The 19,383-nt window shown below is 68.4% G+C and carries 15 protein-coding genes and 1 pseudogene; 9 read left to right on the forward strand and 7 right to left on the reverse strand.

The annotated features are described in order from the left end of the window. The first annotated feature begins 12 nt into the window (after nt 1-12). From ppc to ASC70_RS01990, 3 genes are all read left to right on the forward strand, one after another. Nucleotides 13-2,742, forward strand: a complete 2,730-nt coding sequence (ppc, locus tag ASC70_RS01980; RefSeq protein WP_056045969.1) for a phosphoenolpyruvate carboxylase — start codon at nt 13-15, stop codon at nt 2,740-2,742. A gap of 662 nt (nt 2,743-3,404) precedes the next feature. Continuing rightward, nucleotides 3,405-4,079 carry a bifunctional 4-hydroxy-2-oxoglutarate aldolase/2-dehydro-3-deoxy-phosphogluconate aldolase gene (locus ASC70_RS01985; protein ID WP_047411483.1) on the forward strand — a complete coding sequence of 225 codons (675 nt, stop codon included), beginning with the start codon at nt 3,405-3,407 and terminating at the stop codon, nt 4,077-4,079. Further along, nucleotides 4,080-5,186, forward strand: coding sequence for a sugar kinase (locus ASC70_RS01990; protein ID WP_047411116.1), 1,107 nt, complete (start codon nt 4,080-4,082; stop codon nt 5,184-5,186). Here the strand turns inward: ASC70_RS01990 and ASC70_RS24745 are convergent. The 3 genes and pseudogenes from ASC70_RS24745 to ASC70_RS02000 form a co-directional block, all read right to left on the reverse strand. Further along, on the reverse strand, nt 5,183-5,512 hold the full coding sequence (locus ASC70_RS24745) for a hypothetical protein (protein WP_156396095.1): 330 nt from the start codon (nt 5,510-5,512) through the stop codon (nt 5,183-5,185). The two genes, ASC70_RS01990 and ASC70_RS24745, sit on opposite strands and share 4 nt — an antisense overlap. A 394-nt stretch (nt 5,513-5,906) precedes the next feature. Then, nucleotides 5,907-6,055: pseudogene (locus tag ASC70_RS25390) on the reverse strand (hypothetical protein); the annotation flags it as partial. A gap of 231 nt (nt 6,056-6,286) precedes the next feature. Next, on the reverse strand, nt 6,287-6,967 hold the full coding sequence (locus ASC70_RS02000) for a LuxR C-terminal-related transcriptional regulator (RefSeq protein WP_056045973.1): 681 nt from the start codon (nt 6,965-6,967) through the stop codon (nt 6,287-6,289). 169 nt (nt 6,968-7,136) lie between these two features. Between ASC70_RS02000 and ASC70_RS02005 the strand changes: the two genes are divergently transcribed. Both ASC70_RS02005 and ASC70_RS02010 read left to right on the forward strand, forming a co-directional pair. Continuing rightward, complete coding sequence (locus tag ASC70_RS02005) at nt 7,137-7,853, forward strand: hypothetical protein (protein ID WP_056045976.1); 717 nt, start codon at nt 7,137-7,139, stop codon at nt 7,851-7,853. 80 nt (nt 7,854-7,933) lie between these two features. Then, nucleotides 7,934-9,430: an alpha/beta fold hydrolase gene (locus ASC70_RS02010; RefSeq protein WP_162247172.1), complete on the forward strand. Its 1,497-nt coding sequence runs from the start codon at nt 7,934-7,936 to the stop codon at nt 9,428-9,430. Nucleotide 9,431: 1 nt separating this feature from the next. Here ASC70_RS02010 and ASC70_RS02015 read toward each other — a convergent pair whose 3' ends face one another. Further along, nucleotides 9,432-9,932, reverse strand: coding sequence for a PIN domain-containing protein (locus ASC70_RS02015; protein WP_056045984.1), 501 nt, complete (start codon nt 9,930-9,932; stop codon nt 9,432-9,434). Beyond that, a complete protein-coding gene (locus ASC70_RS02020; RefSeq protein ID WP_056045987.1) occupies nt 9,932-10,192 on the reverse strand; it encodes a type II toxin-antitoxin system Phd/YefM family antitoxin in 261 nt (86 codons plus the stop codon). The genes ASC70_RS02015 and ASC70_RS02020 overlap by 1 nt, the downstream gene beginning before the upstream one ends. Before the next feature lie 227 nt (nt 10,193-10,419). Here ASC70_RS02020 and ASC70_RS02025 point away from each other — a divergent pair, with 227 nt between their 5' ends. Then, nucleotides 10,420-11,784: a cation:proton antiporter gene (locus ASC70_RS02025; protein WP_082539690.1), complete on the forward strand. Its 1,365-nt coding sequence runs from the start codon at nt 10,420-10,422 to the stop codon at nt 11,782-11,784. Between the two features lie 259 nt (nt 11,785-12,043). After that, nucleotides 12,044-14,164, forward strand: a complete 2,121-nt coding sequence (locus tag ASC70_RS02030) for an ATP-binding protein (protein WP_082539691.1) — start codon at nt 12,044-12,046, stop codon at nt 14,162-14,164. A gap of 214 nt (nt 14,165-14,378) precedes the next feature. Here the strand turns inward: ASC70_RS02030 and ASC70_RS02035 are convergent, their stop codons facing one another. Continuing rightward, nucleotides 14,379-15,947: a tryptophan halogenase family protein gene (locus ASC70_RS02035; protein ID WP_056045994.1), complete on the reverse strand. Its 1,569-nt coding sequence runs from the start codon at nt 15,945-15,947 to the stop codon at nt 14,379-14,381. 262 nt (nt 15,948-16,209) lie between these two features. On the opposite strand from ASC70_RS02035, the gene ASC70_RS02040 reads away from it, so the two are divergent. Together ASC70_RS02040 and ASC70_RS02045 are read left to right on the forward strand one after the other, a co-directional pair. Continuing rightward, the gene (locus ASC70_RS02040; RefSeq protein WP_056045996.1) at nt 16,210-17,679 is read left to right on the forward strand and encodes a PAS domain-containing protein; all 1,470 of its coding nucleotides are present in this window, start codon (nt 16,210-16,212) and stop codon (nt 17,677-17,679) included. Between the two features lie 77 nt (nt 17,680-17,756). Beyond that, nucleotides 17,757-18,125, forward strand: a complete 369-nt coding sequence (locus tag ASC70_RS02045; RefSeq protein ID WP_056045999.1) for a response regulator — start codon at nt 17,757-17,759, stop codon at nt 18,123-18,125. A 4-nt stretch (nt 18,126-18,129) separates the two neighbouring features. Here the strand turns inward: ASC70_RS02045 and ASC70_RS02050 are convergent, their stop codons facing one another. Next, nucleotides 18,130-19,356: a PQQ-dependent sugar dehydrogenase gene (locus ASC70_RS02050; protein WP_056046003.1), complete on the reverse strand. Its 1,227-nt coding sequence runs from the start codon at nt 19,354-19,356 to the stop codon at nt 18,130-18,132. Nucleotides 19,357-19,383: the final 27 nt, after the last annotated feature.

The following is a 19,383-nucleotide window of genomic DNA, read 5'->3' on the forward strand; positions in this document are numbered from 1 at the left end:
TGGAGTCCGCGCATGCGCAATCCGGCCCTGTCGATCGACGTCGACCGTCCGACCAGCCGTCACGTCCGCCAGAACGCCAATCTGCTGAGCGACCTGCTGGCCGAGGCCATCGCCTATCTGGAAGGCGACGAGGCCGCCGCCCTGGTGATCAAGGCGCGCAAGGCCGCTTCCCGCGAAGACGAGGCCTCGGGCGAGGCGCCGGTGCTGGACCATCTGTTCGCCGACCTCTCCACCGAGCAGGCCGTGTTCCTGGCGCGGGCCTTCGCCAGCCATTCGTTGCTGGCCAATATCGGCGAGGACGTCGCCGGCCGCCGCCGCCATGCCGAGGTCGACGCCCAGCCGGGCGACGAGCGCCCCCGCACCCTGATCGACGCGGTCCGCATCCTGAAGGACCACGGCAAGACCGACGCCGAGTTGGCCAAGATCTTCGCGGCCATGAACGTCGTGCCGGTGCTGACCGCCCACCCGACCGAGGTGCGCCGCCGCAGCATGGTCGACCGCGAGACCGAGATCTCGCGGCTGATGGCCCTGCGCCGCCATCACCTGCCGCCGGACCTGGACGCCGAGATCCGCGAGAGCCTGTTCCGCGAGATCGCCCTGATGTGGCGCACTCGCCTGTATCGGCCCGAGCGGATCACCGTGAAGGACGAGATCCGCAACGCCCTGTCGATCGTCCGCACCTCGATCCTGCCGGCGATCATCGACCTCTACGGCGACTGGACGACGAAGATCGGCGAGCACGGCCACCTGGCGCCGCTGCTGAAGATGGGCTCGTGGCTGGGCGGCGACCGCGACGGCCATCCCGGCGTCAACGGGGAGACCCTGAAGCTGGCCCTGAGCTCGCAGTCTCGCGTGATCCTCGACTGGTACGCCGGCGAGGTCCGCAAGCTGTGGTCGAACCTGGCGGTCTCGACCGCCTATACGCCGGTCTCTGAAGAGCTGCTGGCCCTGGCGGCCCAGACCAAGGATCCGTCGGTCCATCGCCTGGACGAGCCCTATCGCTTGGCGCTGGAGCTGGTGTTCGACCGCCTGACCGCCGTGTCGCAGAGGCTGACCGGCCAGCCGGTGGCCTACGCCAACGGCGCGACCGACGTCGAGCCCTACGGCCATCCGGACGCCTTCGTCGCCGACCTGTCGGTCATCATCGACAGCTTGGAGCGCAACGGCGGCGAGCGCCTGGTCGGGTCGTCCCTGCGCACCCTGGTCGCGGTGGCCAAGGCTTGCGGCTTCCACCTGATGAGCCTGGACCTGCGCCAGAACGCCGACGTCCACGAGCGCACCGTCCACGAGCTGTTCCAGCGCGCCGGGGCCGGCGTCCGCTATCTGGACCTGGACGAGGACGCCCGCTGCAAGGTGCTGATCGAGGAGCTGTCGCACCAGCGGCCCCTGGTCTCGCCGTTCACCGCCTACAGCGAAGAGACGACCCGCGAGCTGGCCACCATGGACGCCGCCGCCCAGGCGGTGCGCGACTACGGCCACGGCTGCCTCGGTGCGTACATCATCTCGAAGGCCGCGACCCTGTCCGACATCCTCGAGCCGCTCGTCTTGCTCAAGCAGGTCGGCCTGGTCTGGGGCGGGGCCGCGCCGCGCGCCTCGGTCAAGGTCGCGCCGCTGTTCGAGACCATCGGCGACCTCGAGAACGGCCCGGCCGTGCTGCGCCAGTGGCTGGAGATGCCGCTGTCGCGGACCATCCTGGGCGACCGGCCGGTGCAGGAGATCATGCTCGGCTATTCCGACTCGAATAAGGACGGCGGCTATGTCGCCTCCCGTCGCGGCGTCGCCCGCGGCGCCTCGGCCCTGGCGTTCGAGGCCGACCGGATGGGCGTCGGCCTGCAGCTGTTCCACGGCCGCGGCGGCAGCGTCGGGCGGGGCGGCGGACCGGCCGCCGAGGCCGTGCTGGCCCAACCCGCCGGCACCGTCCAGGGCCGCATCCGCATGACCGAGCAGGGCGAGATGATCGCCCGCCGCTTCGGCGACCAGCCCACCGCCCGCCGCAATCTCGACGGCCTGGCCGCCGCCGTGCTGATCGCCAGCGACCGGCCGGCCCACCGCCCCGACCCCAAGGTCGAGGCCGCCATGACCGCCCTGGCCCACAGCTCGTTCGAGGGCTATCGGGCGCTGGTCTACGACGATCCGGCGTTCGAGGACTTCTTCTGGTCGGTCACGCCGATCAGCGAGATCGCCCGCCTCAACATCGGCAGCCGCCCGGCCAGCCGCACCGCCAGCCGCAAGATCGAGGACCTGCGCGCCATCCCGTGGGTGTTCAGCTGGTCGCAGGCCCGCTTCATGCTGCCGGGCTGGTACGGCTTCGCCTCGGGCGTCGAGCGGGCCGGCCTGGCGGTCGAGCAGCTGCGCGACCTGGCCGGAAACTTCGATTTCTTCGCCTCCCTGCTGTCGAACATGGAGCTGGCCCTGGCCCAGAGCCACATGGGCATCGCCGCCCGCTACGTGGCCCTGTCGCCCGACAAGGCCGACGCCGAGCGGATCTTCGCGACCATCCAGCGCGAGCACGAGGCGGCGACCCGCATCGCCTTGGAGATCCGCAACGGCTCGGCCCTGCTGGACAACCAGCCGGACCTGGCCGAGTCGGTGGCCTTGGCAGGCCGTTCGGTCGATCCGCTGAACCACCTGCAGCTGGAGCTGCTGTCGCGTCGCCGGGCCGGAGACCAGGATGAGTCGCTGCGCCTGGCCATCCAACTGACGGTCGCGGGCATCGCCGCGGGGCTGCGCAACACGGGGTGACCTTGCAAACTGTCATCCCGGACGGCCTGCAAGGCCGATCCGGGACCGCCGCAAGCGCCCGCGTTTCCGGCGGTCCCGGCTCTCCGCTTCGCTACGGCCGGGATGACAGCATATGTGCATGGCGAAACGCCGTTTTTCCATTCCTGCAAAGGCTTTCGTTTTCAAGCGCTTGCCCTTCCCCATTTCCGACTTCGACAGCGCTTGCGCTCTCCTTCGCTTTCTGATTATCTGCCCATGACACCGGTGGCGAAGTGGCTTGGCCACTTTTCCGGTTTCCGGTGACACCGGTGTCATAACGTTTCGGTGCAGCGTCGTGGTTGGCCGTCTCGTTTGCGGCTCTTTGAGCTCGCTCCTGCGCAAACTTCCGGGGCGTCGGGTCATACCGACGCCCTCACTTTTGCGACCGGGCGAGGGCGGGGCGCCAAAGGAAAAAAGTTCGGGGAAGGAAGCGACGACCAGGAGACTTTCGCGAGCGAGCCGCAGAGCGGCTCCGACGCGCGCGCCTCGCGCCCCATTAGTTCGACGTCGCGGCAAGCCCGGTATGGCGCCCGCGCCCGACGCGGTCTAAGGGAACGCCCTGAGCCACTACCGGCGAAATATTGCTCGCGCGGCGGCCCAAAAGGCCATCCGCGCAAGAACGATCCTTCGGGAAGGAGTCTATGATGGTAAAAGACCGTATGGCGGTGCTGACCGCCTTGATGGACCAGGGTGTGATCCCGGTTTTCTATCACCCCGATGTCGAGGTCTGTAAGAGCGTGATCCAGGCCTGCGCCGACGGCGGCGCGCCCTGCATCGAGTTCACCAACCGCGGCGACTTCGCCAGCCACGTCTTCTACGAAGTCACCCGCTATTTCGCCGAGGCCGATCCGCGCGTGATCATGGGCGTGGGCTCGATCGTCGACGCCCCGACCGCCGGCATCTACATCGCCAACGGCGCCAAGTTCGTCGTCGGCCCGATCCTGAACGCCGACGTCGCCAAGGTCTGCAACCGCCGCAAGATCCCGTATTCGCCGGGCTGCGGCTCGGCCTCGGAAATCTCGTACGCCGAAGAACTGGGCTGCGAGATCGTCAAGGTGTTCCCGGGTTCGTCGGTCGGTGGCCCCGATTTCGTCAAGGCGGTGCTGGGCCCGATGCCCTGGACCCGCATCATGCCGACGGGCGGCGTCGATCCGGACGAAGCCTCGGTGAAGAAGTGGTTCGGCGCTGGCATCGTCGCCGCCGGCATGGGCTCCAAGCTGATCACGCAAGAAATGCTGGACGCCAAGGACTACGCGGGCATCTCCAAGAAGGTCCGCGAGACTGTTGACCTGATCAAGAAGGTTCGTGGGAAAGCCTAAATGACCGACAATATCCTCAACATCCGCCCGGCTTCGGAAACGAAGTGGGACTGCGCTTCCTTCGGTGAAGTGATGCTGCGCTTCGACCCGGGCTTCGGCCGGGTTCGCAACGCTCGCCAGTTCAACGTCTGGGAAGGCGGCGGCGAATACAACGTCGCCCGCGCCTTCAAGAAGTGCTGGGGCAAGCGCTCGACCGCCGTCACCGCCCTGCCGGTGAACGACCTGGGCTGGCTGGTCGAGGATCTGATGATGCAGGGCGGTGTCGACACCTCCCACGTCATCTGGCGCGACTTCGACGGCCTGGGCCGCAACACCCGCGTCGGCCTGAACTTCACCGAAAAGGGTTTCGGCGTTCGCCCGGCCCTGGGCTGCAGCGACCGGGGCCACTCGGCCGCCTCGCAGATCCGCCCCGGTGAAGTGAACTGGGAAAAGCTGTTCGGCGAGGAAGGCGTGCGCTGGTTCCACACCGGCGGCATCTTCGCGGCCCTGGCCTCGAACACGGCGGAAGCCGTGATCGAAGCGGTCGAAGTGGCCCGCAAGTACGGCACCGTGATCTCCTACGACCTGAACTACCGCGCCTCGCTGTGGAAGTCGCAGGGCGGCAAGGAAGGCGCGCAGAAGGTCAACCGTCACATCGCCCAGTACGTGGACGTGATGATCGGCAACGAAGAAGACTTCACCGCCTGCCTGGGCTTCGAAGTCGAAGGCCTGGACGAGCACATCAGCTCGATCGACCCGGCCAACTTCAAGAAGATGATCGAGACTGCCGTGAAGCAGTTCCCGAACTTCAAGGTCGCCGCGACCACCTTGCGCAACGCCAAGACCGCCTCGGTCAACGACTGGTCGGCGATCCTGTACGCCGGCGGCGAGTTCTACGCCTCGATGATGCGCGAGAACCTCGAGATCTATGACCGCGTCGGCGGCGGCGACGGCTTCGCCTCGGGCCTGGCCTTCGGCTTCATGGAAGGCAAGGGCCCCCAGGCCGCCGTCGAATACGGCGCGGCTCACGGCGCCCTGGCCATGACCACCCCGGGCGACACCTCGATGGTGCGCCAGGCGGAAGTCGAGGCCGTGATGAAGGGCAAGGGCGCGCGGGTCATCCGCTAGCCTTCCTTCTCCCGGAAGCAAGACGAGAAGCCCTCGGCCGCAAGGCCGGGGGCTTTTTCGTGGGTGGGGTGCTCTATCTCCCGACCGTTCTCGTCGAATTCGACCTTCTGGAGACCGGGCGGAACGGGGTCTCCTTCCTTGAGATATTCGATTATGCCGTGAGCGCCCCTGTAGGTGTGCTTGCGTCGTCGTTCGAGCTGCGCCGCGAGCGCGATGAAGCGTTCCGTGATCTTCGCCGTGAGCCAAGTCTTTGTATGGGCGCGGCGGCGTGCGGAGCGTGAACCACCGAGGCGGCGCTTGGGACGAGGCGAGCGGGGTAGGGGCATGGGAACCTCCGTTCTTTAGATCCTCCCCCGCATGCGGGGGAGGTGGCCCAGAGGGCCGGAGGGGGCTAGCTCGGCCCAAGCCGCGTTAGCCCCCTCAGTCGCTCCGCGACAGCTCCCCCGCGGCGCGGGGGAGCATCGTCAGGCGCGCGAAATTGGCCCGACGCGAAAACGCCAGGAGTGGGGAGGGATGCGGAGCGCCGGGCAACGCCCGGAGTTTGATTGTGTTGTTACCGTTTCGACGAAGTCCGACGCTCCGCGCGATCGTTTTCCGCCAGCGTCCCGTCGGGTGGCCCTGTTCAGGCCTTACCGGGATCCGAAGCCCTTCGTTTCCGAAGGTCCTCGGCGTCGAAGAGAGCGAGCCAATACAGGCTAAGACACACCCTTTTACCTTCAACCACGCCAGCGGCGGGCGGGTCTGGCCAGCAACCAGATCCCGGACCGTTCGAGTATCCCCCTCGAACCTGGCCCCGCTCGACCACCCCCCGAAGCCGCGAAGGTCGCTGGCCGCGCGCCCTCCCCAGTGCTTCGAGGTGGGTAGAGGATAAGGCTGGTTTCGGGGGCGGGGGACGGAAGGGGCTGAACGCTCGTGGTTCGCCCTTCTCCCCTTGCGGGAGAAGGTGGCCGCCGAAGGCGGTCGGATGAGGGGTCGTGCAGGCCTAACCGGTTGCACCATCACGCTAATCCGACAGGTCTATCGACCCCTCATCCGGCCCTGCGGGCCACCTTCTCCCGCAAGGGGAGAAGGATGAACACCCGCGCCCCGACGAGCACAGTCTAGTGCGCCGAGAACCGCAGCAGCGCCGGCACGGCTGGCGCGCCGGCGACCGAGGTGAAGTTCCGGAAGCGCGGGCTGTTGAAGCCGATCCAGTAGTCCCCGGGCTGGACGACGCAGTCGAGCGTGAAGCTGCGGCCGTCGGCCGACTGGGTCGGCTTCGGGGCGCAGGTCGGGTAGCTGGCCTTGTCGCGCGCGATGAACGAATAGCCCGGCGCCATCGGCTGGTCGAAGGTGACCTTGATGGCGATCTTGCCGGCCGCCACCTCCGCGCCGACGGCCGGAGAGGTGGCGACCACGCGAGGCGGACCCGAGGGAGCCGGGTGACCGGCGACGGCCAGGGCGGCGAAGACGCCGACCGCGGAAGCGAGGATAATCATGCAAAGCGCTCCTAGAAGCAGGGGCCAGCGGGCCCGCAAGACGAAGGGACGGCGTCCGGTGTCGCCGCCGGTCGCCGCGTCCGCCACTCCGATTTTCTCGTCACGATTTTCTTGGGCCGCCGCCAGCCGCGCCAGTTCGCGGCTGCTGCCGACGCCGGCCTTGCGCCGCGCCTCGCGCAGCCGTTCGTTGACCGCGGCCTCGGTGAGATCGAGCACCGTCGCGGCGCTCTTGGCGGTGTGGCCCCGGGCCAGCAGCAGCAGGATCTGGCGCTCGGTGTCCGACAGACGCGAGAGGTCGGGCATGGCGGTCTTGGCTCGGCTTTCGCAGCTCTAGGATGAGCCCTAGATCAGCACGCTTCGGTCCGCTGCGGCAACGCTCGGCTTGGCCGGATCACGATGCCGCGCCCCGACGGAACGGCGGGGCGGCTCCCCGGGTTGATCCTCCATGGTTCAACGGTGCGAGTTGACGCGAATGTTGTCGCCAGTCTCCAAGTCTAGCCAATTGGCCCTGCTGGCGTTGTGTCTGGGGATGGGGACGGCTGACGCGGCGCTGGCGGGCAAGCAGGAAAAGGCGCCCCAGACCTCGGCGGAGGCCAATACCGACAATCTGGGCTCGGCGGTGGTCGCGCCGCTGCGCGACATCAATGTCGTGCGTTCGCAGATCCCCGACCTGCTCAAGACGGCCGTCGCCGATCCCTACGCGCCGCCGAAGACGGGCTGCGAGCCGCTGAAGGCCGAGATCGACAGTCTCGATGCGGTGCTGGGCGACGACTACGACGACCGCTCCGAGGCCGGCAAGGGCAAGAAGGGTGAGGCCGTGTCCAAACCCGTGCTGGGCGTGGTGGCCCGCACCGTCACCGACGTGATCCCGATGCGGGGCTGGGTGCGCCAGCTGACCGGGGCCGAGCGCCACGACCAGATGGTCCGCGACGCCATCAAGGCCGGCTTCGTGCGGCGCGGCTACCTCAAGGGCCTGTACAACGCCGGCACCTGCAAGGGGAACCGCCTGGTGTTCGTCGCCGCCAAGCCCGCGCCGAAGCCGGTCTTCGTGGCCGCCGCGCCGGCCGCCCCGATCCAGGTCGCGGCCGAGCCCGCGCCCGCCCTGGTGCCCGCGCCGCTGGCCCCGTTCACCACCACCGTGAAGGTCGCGGCGGCGTCGGAGGGGGCGGAGACGCCGGGCGTGCCGTAGGCGAGGACGCCGTTCCGGATCATTGCGCCGCTCGGCAACCTGTGATGGTGTCGCCGCACTGGCCAGTGTCGGGTGGCGTCATGCGAGTTCTTGTCCTTGTCGTGCTGCTGTTGGTCGGCGCGCCGATGGCGCGGGCGGCGGAGGTGGTCGGCGTCACATCGGCCGAAGGTTGGTTGATCTATGGCGCGAAGACCAGCTTCGCCCGAGAGGCCGGCCCGCCAGGCGGCGGCGCGGTGGTCGTCGAGGCGACCGAGACGGCGGATCCCTGGAGCAGCGGCGCGGCCGCCGTATTCAACGGAGCGGTCAAGGCGGGCGAGACCTATACGGCGGTGTTCTGGTTGCAGGCGCCGACGTCGGCCAAGATCTCGGCCCTGCTGCTGACCAATGCCCCGCCTTATCCGACCTTCGCCCGGACCGAGCTCGTCGGAGCCGGCGACTGGAAGCGCATTACGATCACCGGCGTGGCCAAGGCCGACGCCGCGCCGGTCCAGGACGCCCTGACCCTGCACCTGGGCCGCGCGGGCGAACCGGTGAGGCTGGGGCCGGCGATCATTCTGCGCGGCGCGCCCAGTGAGGCCGAACTGGTGGCCATCGAGAAGGCCTACAAGCCCGCCGGGCGGGCCGAGGACGTGGCCTTCACCGCCTCGGATGGCGCGGTCCTGGCCGGGACCCTGCGGACGCCGAGCGGGAAGGGGGGCTTTCCGGCCGTGCTGATGCTGGGCGGCTCGGGCGTGCAGGTTCGCGGCGGCTTCACGCGGCTGCAGGAGCGTCTGCTGGCGGCGGGGATCGCGACGCTGGAGTACGACAAGCGCGGCTGCGGCCAGTCCGGCGGCGAGCGTATCGAGACGATCCCCAGGCTCGCCGCCGACGCCGAGGCGGCGGTCGCCTTCCTGCGCGCCCGCCCGGACATCGATCCGTCGCGCATCGTCGTGCTGGGCTCCAGCCAGGGCGGGATGGTCGCGCCGGCGGTGGCGCTCCAGGACAAGCGATTGCGCGGCGTGGTGATGCAGGTCGCGCCGGCCGTCGTCGGGGCGCAGGTCGTCGGCGATCAAGTGGCCCGGCAGCTGGTGATGCAGTGGCCGCGAGGCGGCTCGTACGCGGACCAGCGACGGTTCGTCGACGGCCTCTTGGCGATCGTCAAATCCACCTCCGACCCCGCGGTTCGTCGCGCGCGGATCTCGCAAGCGGTCGGGGACGCGGTCAAGGCGGAGCGAATTCCACCGGACGCCGCCGAGTCCATCGTGGCCGGCCTCACGGACGTCGCCGCGAGCTCTGTCCTGGACTATCGCCCAGCCGAGGTTCTGCGTCGCCTGAAGGGGCCCGCGCTGCTGATCTATGGCACGAAGGACGTCATGGTCTCGGCGGTCCAAAACGCGCCGGTCGCGCGCGCGGCGCTGAGGGGCAATCCGCAGGCTCGCGTGGTCGTGCTCGAGGGGCTGAACCACTTCCTGCAACGGCCGCGAACCGACGATCTCGAGGAATGGCGGACCCTGGGCGGCGGCATGAGCGACCCCGAGGCTATGAACCTGATCGTCGGCTGGATCGAGGCGACGGTCGGGGCGCGGCCGCCCGTCTAGCCTAACCCCGCACGAAGATGTTGCGCAGCCATTGGGCGCCGACCTTGGCGGCTTCGCCCCAGTCCTCGACGTCGTCCAGGGCCTCGGGCTTGTAGCCCCAGGGGTTGAACAGCTTCAGGCGCGGGACCTTGGCGAAGGCGGCCGTGTCGCGGGTGGCCAGGGTCAGGCCATGCTCCAGGGCCGTGGCGGCCAGCAGGGCGTCGCGCGGGTCGGCCAGGGGGACATGAGCCCGGCGGCGGACCACGGCGGCGTCGACCGCCATGACCCGGCCGTCGAAGGCGGGGGCGACGCGGTTGTCAAGCCAGTCGCGGAGCGCTGCGCCTTGAACCTTGTCCTTGCGCTCGGCGCGGGCGGCGGCGGTCTCGAGTTCCAGCAGGGTGAGGGCCGAGATGAACAGGCTGGAGCGCGCCGCCCCGGCGGCCCAGGCGGCCAGGCCTGGATCGGTTGTACCGGCCTTGGCGTTGCGCAGCTCGAAGACGATGTCGGTGTCCAGCAGGTGCATCAGGCGTCGCCTCTTTGGCGGCCTGGGCGGTCCCAGGTGTCGGTGGAACGCGCGCTCTCCAGGTCGACGGCGGGCAGGCCCGGCATGGCCAGCAGGTCGACGATGGTCTCGGTCTGACCCGTCAGGCGGCGATAGGTCTCGACGCTCATCAGCACGTGGGTAGGCCGGCCGCGGTCGGTGATGAACACCGGCTCGATTCTGGCCGCCCGCTTGGCCTGGCTGACATCCTGGTTGAAGTCGCGGCTGGTGAGGACCTTCATGCGCGTGTTCCGCCGTCCATTTTCGTACCTACATGCCTACATTGACAAGGCTGTCTTGTAGGCACGTTACTACATAGTAGCGTTCGAGCAACAGAAAATAAGCCAACGAAAACAATCGGCTGACGGATACATCAAAAACGCCGGTCCCCGATTGCGCCTGGCTGCGATCTCTGCGCGGCTTGAGGTCAAGGCGCAAAGCCAGACCATCCATTAGGGGGCCAACTCAAGTGTCAGACCTACTCGCGCAGACGCTCGCCACGGCGGCGGACCTGCTCAACGCCCACGGACCGGCGACCAAGGCCGCGGCGAAGAGCTTCTCGCCGACCGATTTCAGCGTGCACTTCTTCCTGCAGCTGGCCGTCATCATCCTGACCTGCCGCGTGGTCGGCTGGTTGGGCCAGAAGATCCTCAAGCAGCCCCAGGTCGTGGGCGAGATGATCGCCGGCGTGGTGCTGGGCCCGTCCTTGCTGGGCCTGCTGTTCCCGCATTTCCAACTGGCGCTGTTCCCCAAGGAGACCAAGAACGTCCTGTACGTGGGCGCCCAGCTGGGCGTGGGCCTCTACATGTTCATGGTCGGCACCAGCTTCCAGGCCGACCACTTCAAGGCCAAGGCCAAGAGCGCGATGAGCGTCTCGTTCGCCGGCATCGCCGCGCCGTTCCTGATCGCGGCGGCGATCACGCCGTTCCTGCTGAAGGTCCCGGGCCTGTTCGCGGCCGGCATCAGCCAGGCCAACGCCACCCTGTTCATGGGCGCCTGCATCGCCCTGACCGCCTTCCCGATGCTGGCCCGGATCATCAATGAGCGCGGCCTGGCCAAGACCTCGCTGGGCACGCTGTCTTTGACGGCCGGCGCCTTCGACGACGCGGTGTCGTGGTGCGTGCTGGCCCTGGTGCTGGCGACGTTCGGCGGCGGCCCCGGCGTGGCGATCCTGGCGATCGGCGGCGGCCTGGCCTACGTGCTGTTCCTGACCACCTTCGGGCCGCGCATCCTGGCTCCGCTGGGCCGGATGGTCGAGCGCGAGGGGCAGATGAGCACCACGGTCCTGGCGCTGGTCCTGCTGGCCTTCTGCTTCTCGGCCTTCCTGATGGACGCGGTCGGCATCCACGCCATCTTCGGCGGCTTCATCCTCGGCGTGGTCATGCCGCGCGGCAAGCTGGTCGAGGAGCTGAAGCGCAAGGTCGAGCCGATCGCCGTCGTCATGCTGCTGCCGATGTTCTTCACCTATTCGGGCCTCAACACCCGGATGGACATGGTCAACTCGCCGAGCCTGCTGTTGATCGCCGTCGGCATCCTGGCCGCCTCGGTCCTGGCCAAGTGGGGCGCCTGCTACGCCGCCGCCCGCCTGACCGGCGAGACCCACGACACGGCCATGGGCATCGGCGCCTTGATGAACTCGCGCGGCCTGATGGAGCTGATCATCATCAATATCGGCCTGCAGAAGGGCATCATCGGCCCGACCCTATTCTCGATGCTGGTGCTGATGGCGATCGTCACCACGGTGATGGCCAGTCCGCTGTTCGAGGTCGTCTACGGCAAGAAGGCCCGCGAAAGCGGCGCCCTGGGCGCGGTGCCGGATCCCGCCGCGGCCTGACCCTCGTCAGAAAACACACTCCCCCTTGGGCCCGCTTCGGCGGGCCCTTTTGTCTGGCGGGCGCTCTCGTCCGACGCGTCGGGTGCGACAAACCGAACGCTCGAACTTTACCGTTCATTGATCTTGGCCCCGCTCTCTTGCCACATAGGGTTTGGCCCGTGGGGGGATGCGATGACCGGCTTGCGCAATCATGGGATCGATCGTCGCGCGGGCTCGGACCGCGCCGTCGTCCGGCCCTCGGGCTAGGCGACGTCCTCGGATGGCGGTTCGCCTTCACCTCTATCGGCCATCGGCCCAAAAGCACGGACTGCCGGCCGCCTTCGCGCTGTTCCTGGCCTATGTGGCGGTCGAGCTGTGCATCTGGCTGTTCTGCCGCGACATCAGCGACGCGGTCGCCTTCTTCCCCTCGAACGGGATCCTGCTGACCGCGATCCTGGTGCTGTCGCCGCGCCTCGGCATCGCCTTCTGCCTGGCCTGTTTCAGCGTGGATCTGCTCCACAACTGGATCGGCCGGATCGACCTGACGCACGCGGTGCTGTTCAGCAGCCTCAACCAAGCGCTGGCCTTCGGCGGCGCGGCGCTGACACGGACCTTCTGCGGCGCGGCGCTGGACCTGTCGCGCGCGCGGCGCCTGGTGGTGTTCTCGCTGATCGCCGCCGTCAGCGCCGCGACGGAAGCCTTGATCGGCCAGATCCTGGTCGAGCTGATCGACGGGGCGTCCGGCGACTTCTTCCATGCCTGGCTGCAATGGACGCTGGAGGACGGCCTTGGCCTGCTGATCGCCACGCCGGCGGCCCTGCTGCCCCTGAAGCAGAAGCGGCTGTTCCAGGCCGCGAGCGGCGCCGGCCTCGAACGCCAGCTGCTGCTGGCGCTCACGGTCGCCCTGGCGGTTGCGGCGTTCACCTTCGGCCAGTTCATCGCCCTGACCCTGGTCATGCCGGTGCTGGTGCTGACGGCCTTTCGCGCCGGGCCGGGATGGGTCTATGTCTCGGTGCTGACGACCAGCGTCGTCGCCATGGCGCTGACGGCCAACGGTCATGGGCCGATCGCCTCCATGGCGCCCACGGACCCCTACCGTCAGCAATTCATGGTCCAGCTGTTCATCGCCTCGACCTTCGCCACGGCCGTGCCCGCCACGGCCGCGCTCAGCGCGCGCAACCGCAGCGCCCAGCGCCTGGAGCGGGCCTACGCCGCCGTGCGCAAGGCCAAGGAAAAGGCCGAGGCGGCCAGCCGCTCCAAGTCCGAGTTCCTGGCCAATATGAGCCACGAGATCCGGACGCCGATGAACGGCGTCATCGGCGTCATCGGCGCGCTGGCCCGCACCGAGCTGGCGCCGCGACAGCGGGACATGGTCCAGCTGGTCGAGACCAGCGCCGACTCCCTGCAGGTGCTGCTCAACGACGTTCTGGACATGGCGCGGGTGGAGGCGGGAGAGCTGGCCATCCATGCCGAGATCTTCGACCTTCGGGCCACCTGCGAGACCATCGTCGAACTGTTCCGCGCCAAGGCCGAGGAGAAGGGCCTGGCTCTGGATCTGCGCGTCGCGCCGTCCGCCGCCGAGCGGCATGTCGGCGACGCCGCGCGCCTGAAGCAGATCCTCGGCAACCTGGTCTCCAACGCCGTCAAGTTCACCGAGCGCGGCCAGGTGAGCCTGAGCGTCGAGGCCGCCCCGGAGACCGACGGAGCCCAGGCGCTGACCCTGACGGTCACCGACACGGGCATCGGCTTCGACGCCGAGACCGGCCGGCGCCTGTTCGCGCGCTTCGCGCAGGCCGACGGCTCGATCACCCGGCGGTTCGGCGGCACGGGTCTTGGCCTGTCGATTTCCCGGGCCCTGACGCGGCTGATGAACGGCGAGATCGAGGTCGATTCCGTCGCCGGGGAGGGCTCCCGCTTCAGGGTGCGCCTGACGCTGCCGGTGGCGGTGGCTGATCGCGCCGCGCCTTCGCCCGGCAACCTCGTCCTGAACGCGGGGCGCACGCTGAAGATCATGCTGGCCGAGGACCACGACATCAACCGCCGCGTCGTGGCCTTGATGCTGGAGGGTCTGGGCGTGGAACTGACCATGGCCGTCGACGGGCAGGACGCCGTCACAAGGTTCAGGCCCGGCGAATACGACCTTGTGCTGATGGACATGCAGATGCCCAACATGGGCGGCCTGGAAGCCATCGCCCACATCCGCCAGGCTGAGCGCGACGCCGGCGCGAAGGCGACGCCGATCGTGATGCTGACCGCCAACGCGCTGCCGGAGCACCAGATCGCCGGCCTGACCGCCGGGGCCGACGCCTTCCTGACCAAGCCGATCGTCGCCGGCGCGCTGATGGCGACGATCAGCGGGCTGCTGTCCGGGATGGATGTCCCGAGTGAGGATCGGCTCTAGAGCCAATCGGCATTCATCTGGGGCAGGTGCAAAATCCGCCGCCTTCCTGGGCCTTGTGCCCAGGACCCATGTTCGAGGCAGGCGTGGACTCTTTGGGTTTGCGCGACCGAAAGGCCGTGAAGTCAGCCTCAATCCTGTTGAATCTGAACCCTGGGTCCTGGGCACAAGGCCCAGGAAGGCGGGTAAATTCTGTTCGCGGTGAATGTAGATAGGCCTAGGCCTGTTCCAGCGCCTTGTCGAAGCCGAAGCGGTTGATCTGGGCGATCAGGTCGCGATGGCTGGGCAGGTCCTGGGTGGCGCGGTCGGCGAAGCCGCGGATCTTGGCGAACAGCTTTTGCGCCGTCGCCACGTCGGGAAACTCGCCGGCCCCGTCGGCCAGGTCGGTTTCGAAGCCCATGCCGTACAGAATGTACTGGTAGTTGAAGAAGGCGAAGGTCTCGAGATCCAGGATGAAGTCGAACCGGGCCGGCGGGCGGTGGCGCCACTGGTCCAGCAGGTCGACCAGCCGCTCGGGCATGGTGGCCGGATCGGTGTTCTCGCGCCAGAATGGCTCGGTCCGGCGGCTCAGGGCATAGTGCAGCTTCAGGAAGACGATGATGTTGTCGTAGCGCGCCGTCATCAGCTCGTTGAAGCGGCGGGCCGGCGCGCCGACCGGGCCTGAGTGCGGGAACAGCTCGGCGATCATCGCCACGGCGGCCTCGATCAGGACGACGCCGGTGGACTCCAGCGGCTCCAGGAAGCCGGCCGACAGGCCCACCGAGACGCAGTTCTTGATCCACTGCTTCTCGCGATAGCCGGCGTCGAAGCTGATCAGGCGAGGCTGGATTTCACCGCCGCCGAGATAGTCGCGCAGGATGGCCTCGGCCCGGTCGTCGTCGATGTGATCGCTGGAATAGACGCAGCCGACGCCGCGGGTTCCGGCCAGGCCGATATCCCAGGTCCAGCCGGCCTCGTGGGCTGTGGCGACGGTGTAGCTCTGGATCGGCGCGTCGGGGCGCTCGTAGGGCGCGCGGCAGGCCAGGGCGCGGTCGGCGAACAGCACGGGCCGCGCCGACTTGAACGGCGAGCCCAGCGCCTTGCCGATCAGCTCGGCCCGGAACCCCGTGCAGTCGACATAGAGGTCGGCCGAGAGGTCGCCATGCTCGGCGCAGACGATGTGGGCGATGGCGCCGGTGTCGTCGAGGACGGTTTCGGTGAGATTGCCCGTCAAGTGGCGCACGCCCAGTTCGCGGCCGCGCTCGGCCAGCACCTGGGCCAGCTTGGCGGCGTCGAAGTGGTAGGCGTAGTTCAGCGGGCCGGCGAAGTCGCTCTCGTGCGGGCGCTTGGGCGCGCGCTGGGCGTCGGCGACGCGGGCCTGGATGGTGACGGCCTCGGCGAACGGCGCGCGGGTGGCCTCGTTCTGCAGCAGCCAGTAGGGGGCCAGGCTGGCGCCCTCGGTCGAGAACGGCGCCTCGAACGGGTGGAAGAAGCTGTGATGCTTGCCGCCCCCTTTTTTGTCGTTGTCTGGCGCCCGGGCCCAGTCGACGAAGCGGATGCCCTGCTTGAAGGTCGCCGAGGTCTCGCGAATGAAATGCGCCTCGTCGATGCCTAAGAACCGCAGGGTGTTGCGGATGGTGGGGAAGGTGGCCTCGCCGACGCCGATGATGCCGATGTCGGGCGATTCCAGGAGCGTGATTTCCAGGTGCGCCTGCTCGGCCACGCGCAAGGCCTTGGCCAGATAGGCGGCCGTCAGCCACCCGGCCGTCCCGCCGCCCACGATGAGGATGCTTCGCCTGCGTTGCATGCGGGATTGATAGCAGAGTTCGTGGAGGGGGAGAGAGGTTTGGCGGCGTGGGCGCTTTCTCTTGTTGGAGCGCGGCGCCGGCAAGTCGTGAGCCCGATCCGAAGATCGTCCGCCTCGAAATCCGGCCCGCCATTGCCGCTGGCGCCCGGTCCGCTAAGCCGCTACGGCTAGAACGCGACCGACAGGGACGACTTCTCTGGTCTTGCCGTGCGCCGGAGCGACCATGCCCCAGCGCCGGACTGTCCTTGTAGCTCCCGCCCCGTTGACGCTCGATCACGGCGGGACCTTCGCCGGGTTCGGCGGCGATAGCGATCCGTTCGCCGCCGCCGTGCGGGCGACCGGCACGCCGATGATCATCACGAACCCGCGCCTGGCGGACAATCCGCTGGTGTTCGTCAACGACGCCTTCTGTCAGCTCACCGGCTATGACCGCGAGGAGGTGATCGGGCGCAATTGCCGCTTCCTTCAGGGTCCCCAGTCCGACCCGGCGGTGGTCGACGCCATCCGCGCCGCCGTGAGGCAGGGACGGGCAATCGCCATCGACGTGCGCAACCATCGCAAGGACGGTTCGGTGTTCTGGAACCGCCTGCAGATGGCGCCGGTCCACGACGCCGGCGGTGACCTGAGCTATTTCATCGCCAGTCAGTTCGACGTCACCGCCGAGCTGCAAAGATTGGAAGACCTCGAACGCCACAACGCCGACCTGGCGACCGAGTCGGCGCGTCGGCTGCAGGCGCAGCGCGACAGCGAGCAGCGGCTTCGCTTCGCCACGGGCGCTGGCCGCATGGGCTTGTGGGACCTGGACCTGATCTCGGGCGAGCTGACGGCCTCGTCGGTGTTCCGGGAGAATTTCGGGCGACTGGCGGCCGAGGCGTTCGACCTGCCGGTGCTGCTGGACGCCGTCCATGCCGACGACCGCCGGCGTGTGCGGGAGGCGTTCAGGAACCCGGACGTCGATGGGGATTTCGCGATCGAGTTCCAGATCGTTCGGCCCGACACGGCCATCGGCTTCATCCAGATGCGCGCCGACATCACCCGAGGCGTCGATGGCGCGCCCTTGCGCCTGGTCGGAGTCTCCATGGACATCTCCGAACGCCTGAAGGCCAATGAAGAGAAGTCCTTGCTGCTCCGGGAGCTCGCGCACCGCATCAAGAACATGTTCGCGGTCGTCGACGGTGTGATCTCACTTTCCGCCAGGGCCGACGCGGCCGCCCGGCCGTTCGCCGACGCCCTGCGGACACGCCTGTTCGGCCTGGGCCGGGCGATGGCCTATGTGACGCCGCCCGAGGCGGTGGGTGGCTCCGAGGTCGCGCCGCAGACCCTGCTGGTGCTCCTGCATGTCCTGCTGGAGCCCTATGGCGACCTGGACAGCCTCCATCGGCGTGTGACGGTGTCGGGCGACGACGTTCGCATAGGCCGCGCCGCCACCACCTCGATGGCCTTGATCATCAATGAGCTGGCGACCAACGCCCTGAAATACGGGGCCTTGGGTCACGCGGGCGGCACGGTCAGGATCGAGATGACCAAGGACGGGGACGACGTGGCTGTCGCGTGGTGCGAGCACGTCTCCCGTACCCTGGCCGTAACCGAGGTCGTCCAGGGCGGGGGCTTCGGCAGCATCCTTCTGGAAAACGCCGTCGTCCGGCAGCTTCGCGGACAGTGGTCACGCGAATGGACGGCGACGGGATTGCAGACGAACCTGCGTTTCTCGCAAGCGCGCCTCGCACGCTGAAAAAAAGCAAGGCGCTGACCGCAATTGGTTAATCAAGTTAGGCGGAACCTGCGGGTGTCGCGGGTGTTGAAACTATCATGGAAAAGCTGGTGAATCGGACGACGATCCTGGTGGTCGACGATGAGCCGTTCATTCGCTGTGTCGCCGCCGACTGCCTTCGTGAGGCGGGCTACTTGATCCTGGAGGCGGACGACGGCGTCGAGGCGCTATCCTTCCTCGATGAAAATCCCGAGATCAGCGTGCTGTTCACGGACATCAACATGCCCGGCATGGACGGCTTCGCCCTGGCGGCGGAGGTCCGAGTCCGCCGGCCGCTGATGCGGGTGATCCTGACGTCGGGCCGTGAGCGGCCGACCGCCGAGCAGATGCCTGCTCGCGGCCACTTCATCGGCAAGCCCTATGCCGAGCATCAACTCCGGGATCTGATGGCCCTGGCCGCGGCCTGACGCCTCACCCCTTCGGCGTCACCTTGATCAGCTTGCCGTCGTCCTCGTCGGTCAGGACGTAGATCGCGCCGTCCGGGCCGACCGTGACGTCGCGGACGCGGCCGCCGATGTCGGTGAACAGGCGCTCCTCGCCGACCACCTTGCCGTCCTTCAGGACCAGGCGGTCTACGTGCTGCTCCTTCATCGAGCCGATCAGCAGGCTGCCCTTCAGGGCGGGGAACAGGCTTGCCTCATAGAAGGCCATGCCCGAAGGGGCGATCACCGGATCCCAGTAATAGACCGGCTGTTCCAGCCCATCCTTCTGGGTGATCCCGTCGCCGATCGGCTTGCCGGAATATTCCTCGCCATAGGCGATGGCCGCCCAGCCGTAGTTCTTGCCGGGCTCGGGATGGTTCAGCTCGTCGCCGCCCTTGGCGCCGTGCTCGACGGTCCACAGCTTGCCGCTGGGATCGAGCGCGGCGGCCTGGATGTTGCGGTGGCCCAGCGACCAGATCTCGGGCTTGGCGCCGGCCGTCTTGACGAACGGGTTGTCGGACGGGATCGAGCCGTCGGCGTTGACGCGGATCACCTTGCCCAGGGTGGCGTCCAGGTGCTGGGCCTGAACGCGGCCTTCCTGGATCGAGCGCTCGCCGGTGGTGATGAACAGCTTGCCGTCGGGGGCGAAGACCAGGCGGCCGCCGAAGTGCAGGGCGCTGTCCATCTTCGGCGCTTGGCGCCAGATGACCTGGACGTTTTCGAGTTTGGGCGCGGCGCCGAGCACCAGCTTGCCGCGCGCGACGGCGGTGCCGTTCACGCCGCCTTCGGCTTCCGCGTAACTCCAATAGACGAGGCCGTTGCTGGCGTAGGCGGGGTCAAGGGCCACGTCGAGCAGGCCGCCTTGGCCCTCGGCGTACACGGCCGGCAGGCCGGCGACAGCGGGCGACAGCTTGCCGTCCTTGCCGAAGACCCGCAGGCGTCCGGCGCGCTCGGTCAGCAGGATCTCGCCCGACGGCAGGAAGGTCATGCCCCAGGGGTGGTCGAGGCCGCTGGCCAGGGTCGCGTACTGGCCCATGACGCCCGAGTTCAGGCCCGGCGCCCGGGTCTGGCCGGCGAAGGCGGGCTTCTGCTCGGGAGCGTTGGGCGGGCGGGTCTCGACCGGAGGACCCACCTGTCCCGGCTGGGCGGGAGCGGGGCCACAGGCGGCGAGGGCGACGGCGAGGGCGGCGGAGGCGGTAAGCAGGGAGGCGCGCATGGGCGGGAGGTTAAGCCGGTTTTCGAG

Origin of the sequence: Caulobacter sp. Root343, assembly GCF_001425745.1 — a bacterium.
GTDB lineage: Bacteria > Pseudomonadota > Alphaproteobacteria > Caulobacterales > Caulobacteraceae > Caulobacter.

Excerpts from the sequence above, each read along its gene's own strand:
- ASC70_RS02020 (WP_056045987.1), bottom strand. The coding sequence starts at position 10,192 with ATGAAGGTCCTCACCAGCCGCGACTTCAACCAGGATGTCAGCCAGGCC.
- ASC70_RS02050 (WP_056046003.1), bottom strand. The coding sequence starts at position 19,356 with ATGCGCGCCTCCCTGCTTACCGCCTCCGCCGCCCTCGCCGTCGCCCTC.
- ppc (WP_056045969.1), top strand. The coding sequence starts at position 13 with ATGCGCAATCCGGCCCTGTCGATCGACGTCGACCGTCCGACCAGCCGT.
- ASC70_RS02045 (WP_056045999.1), top strand. The coding sequence starts at position 17,757 with ATGGAAAAGCTGGTGAATCGGACGACGATCCTGGTGGTCGACGATGAG.
- ASC70_RS02030 (WP_082539691.1), top strand. The coding sequence starts at position 12,044 with ATGGCGGTTCGCCTTCACCTCTATCGGCCATCGGCCCAAAAGCACGGA.
- ASC70_RS01985 (WP_047411483.1), top strand. The coding sequence starts at position 3,405 with ATGGTAAAAGACCGTATGGCGGTGCTGACCGCCTTGATGGACCAGGGT.
- ASC70_RS02005 (WP_056045976.1), top strand. The coding sequence starts at position 7,137 with ATGTTGTCGCCAGTCTCCAAGTCTAGCCAATTGGCCCTGCTGGCGTTG.
- ASC70_RS24745 (WP_156396095.1), bottom strand. The coding sequence starts at position 5,512 with ATGCCCCTACCCCGCTCGCCTCGTCCCAAGCGCCGCCTCGGTGGTTCA.
- ASC70_RS02010 (WP_162247172.1), top strand. The coding sequence starts at position 7,934 with ATGCGAGTTCTTGTCCTTGTCGTGCTGCTGTTGGTCGGCGCGCCGATG.
- ASC70_RS02015 (WP_056045984.1), bottom strand. The coding sequence starts at position 9,932 with ATGCACCTGCTGGACACCGACATCGTCTTCGAGCTGCGCAACGCCAAG.
- ASC70_RS02035 (WP_056045994.1), bottom strand. The coding sequence starts at position 15,947 with ATGCAACGCAGGCGAAGCATCCTCATCGTGGGCGGCGGGACGGCCGGG.
- ASC70_RS01990 (WP_047411116.1), top strand. The coding sequence starts at position 4,080 with ATGACCGACAATATCCTCAACATCCGCCCGGCTTCGGAAACGAAGTGG.
- ASC70_RS02000 (WP_056045973.1), bottom strand. The coding sequence starts at position 6,967 with ATGCCCGACCTCTCGCGTCTGTCGGACACCGAGCGCCAGATCCTGCTG.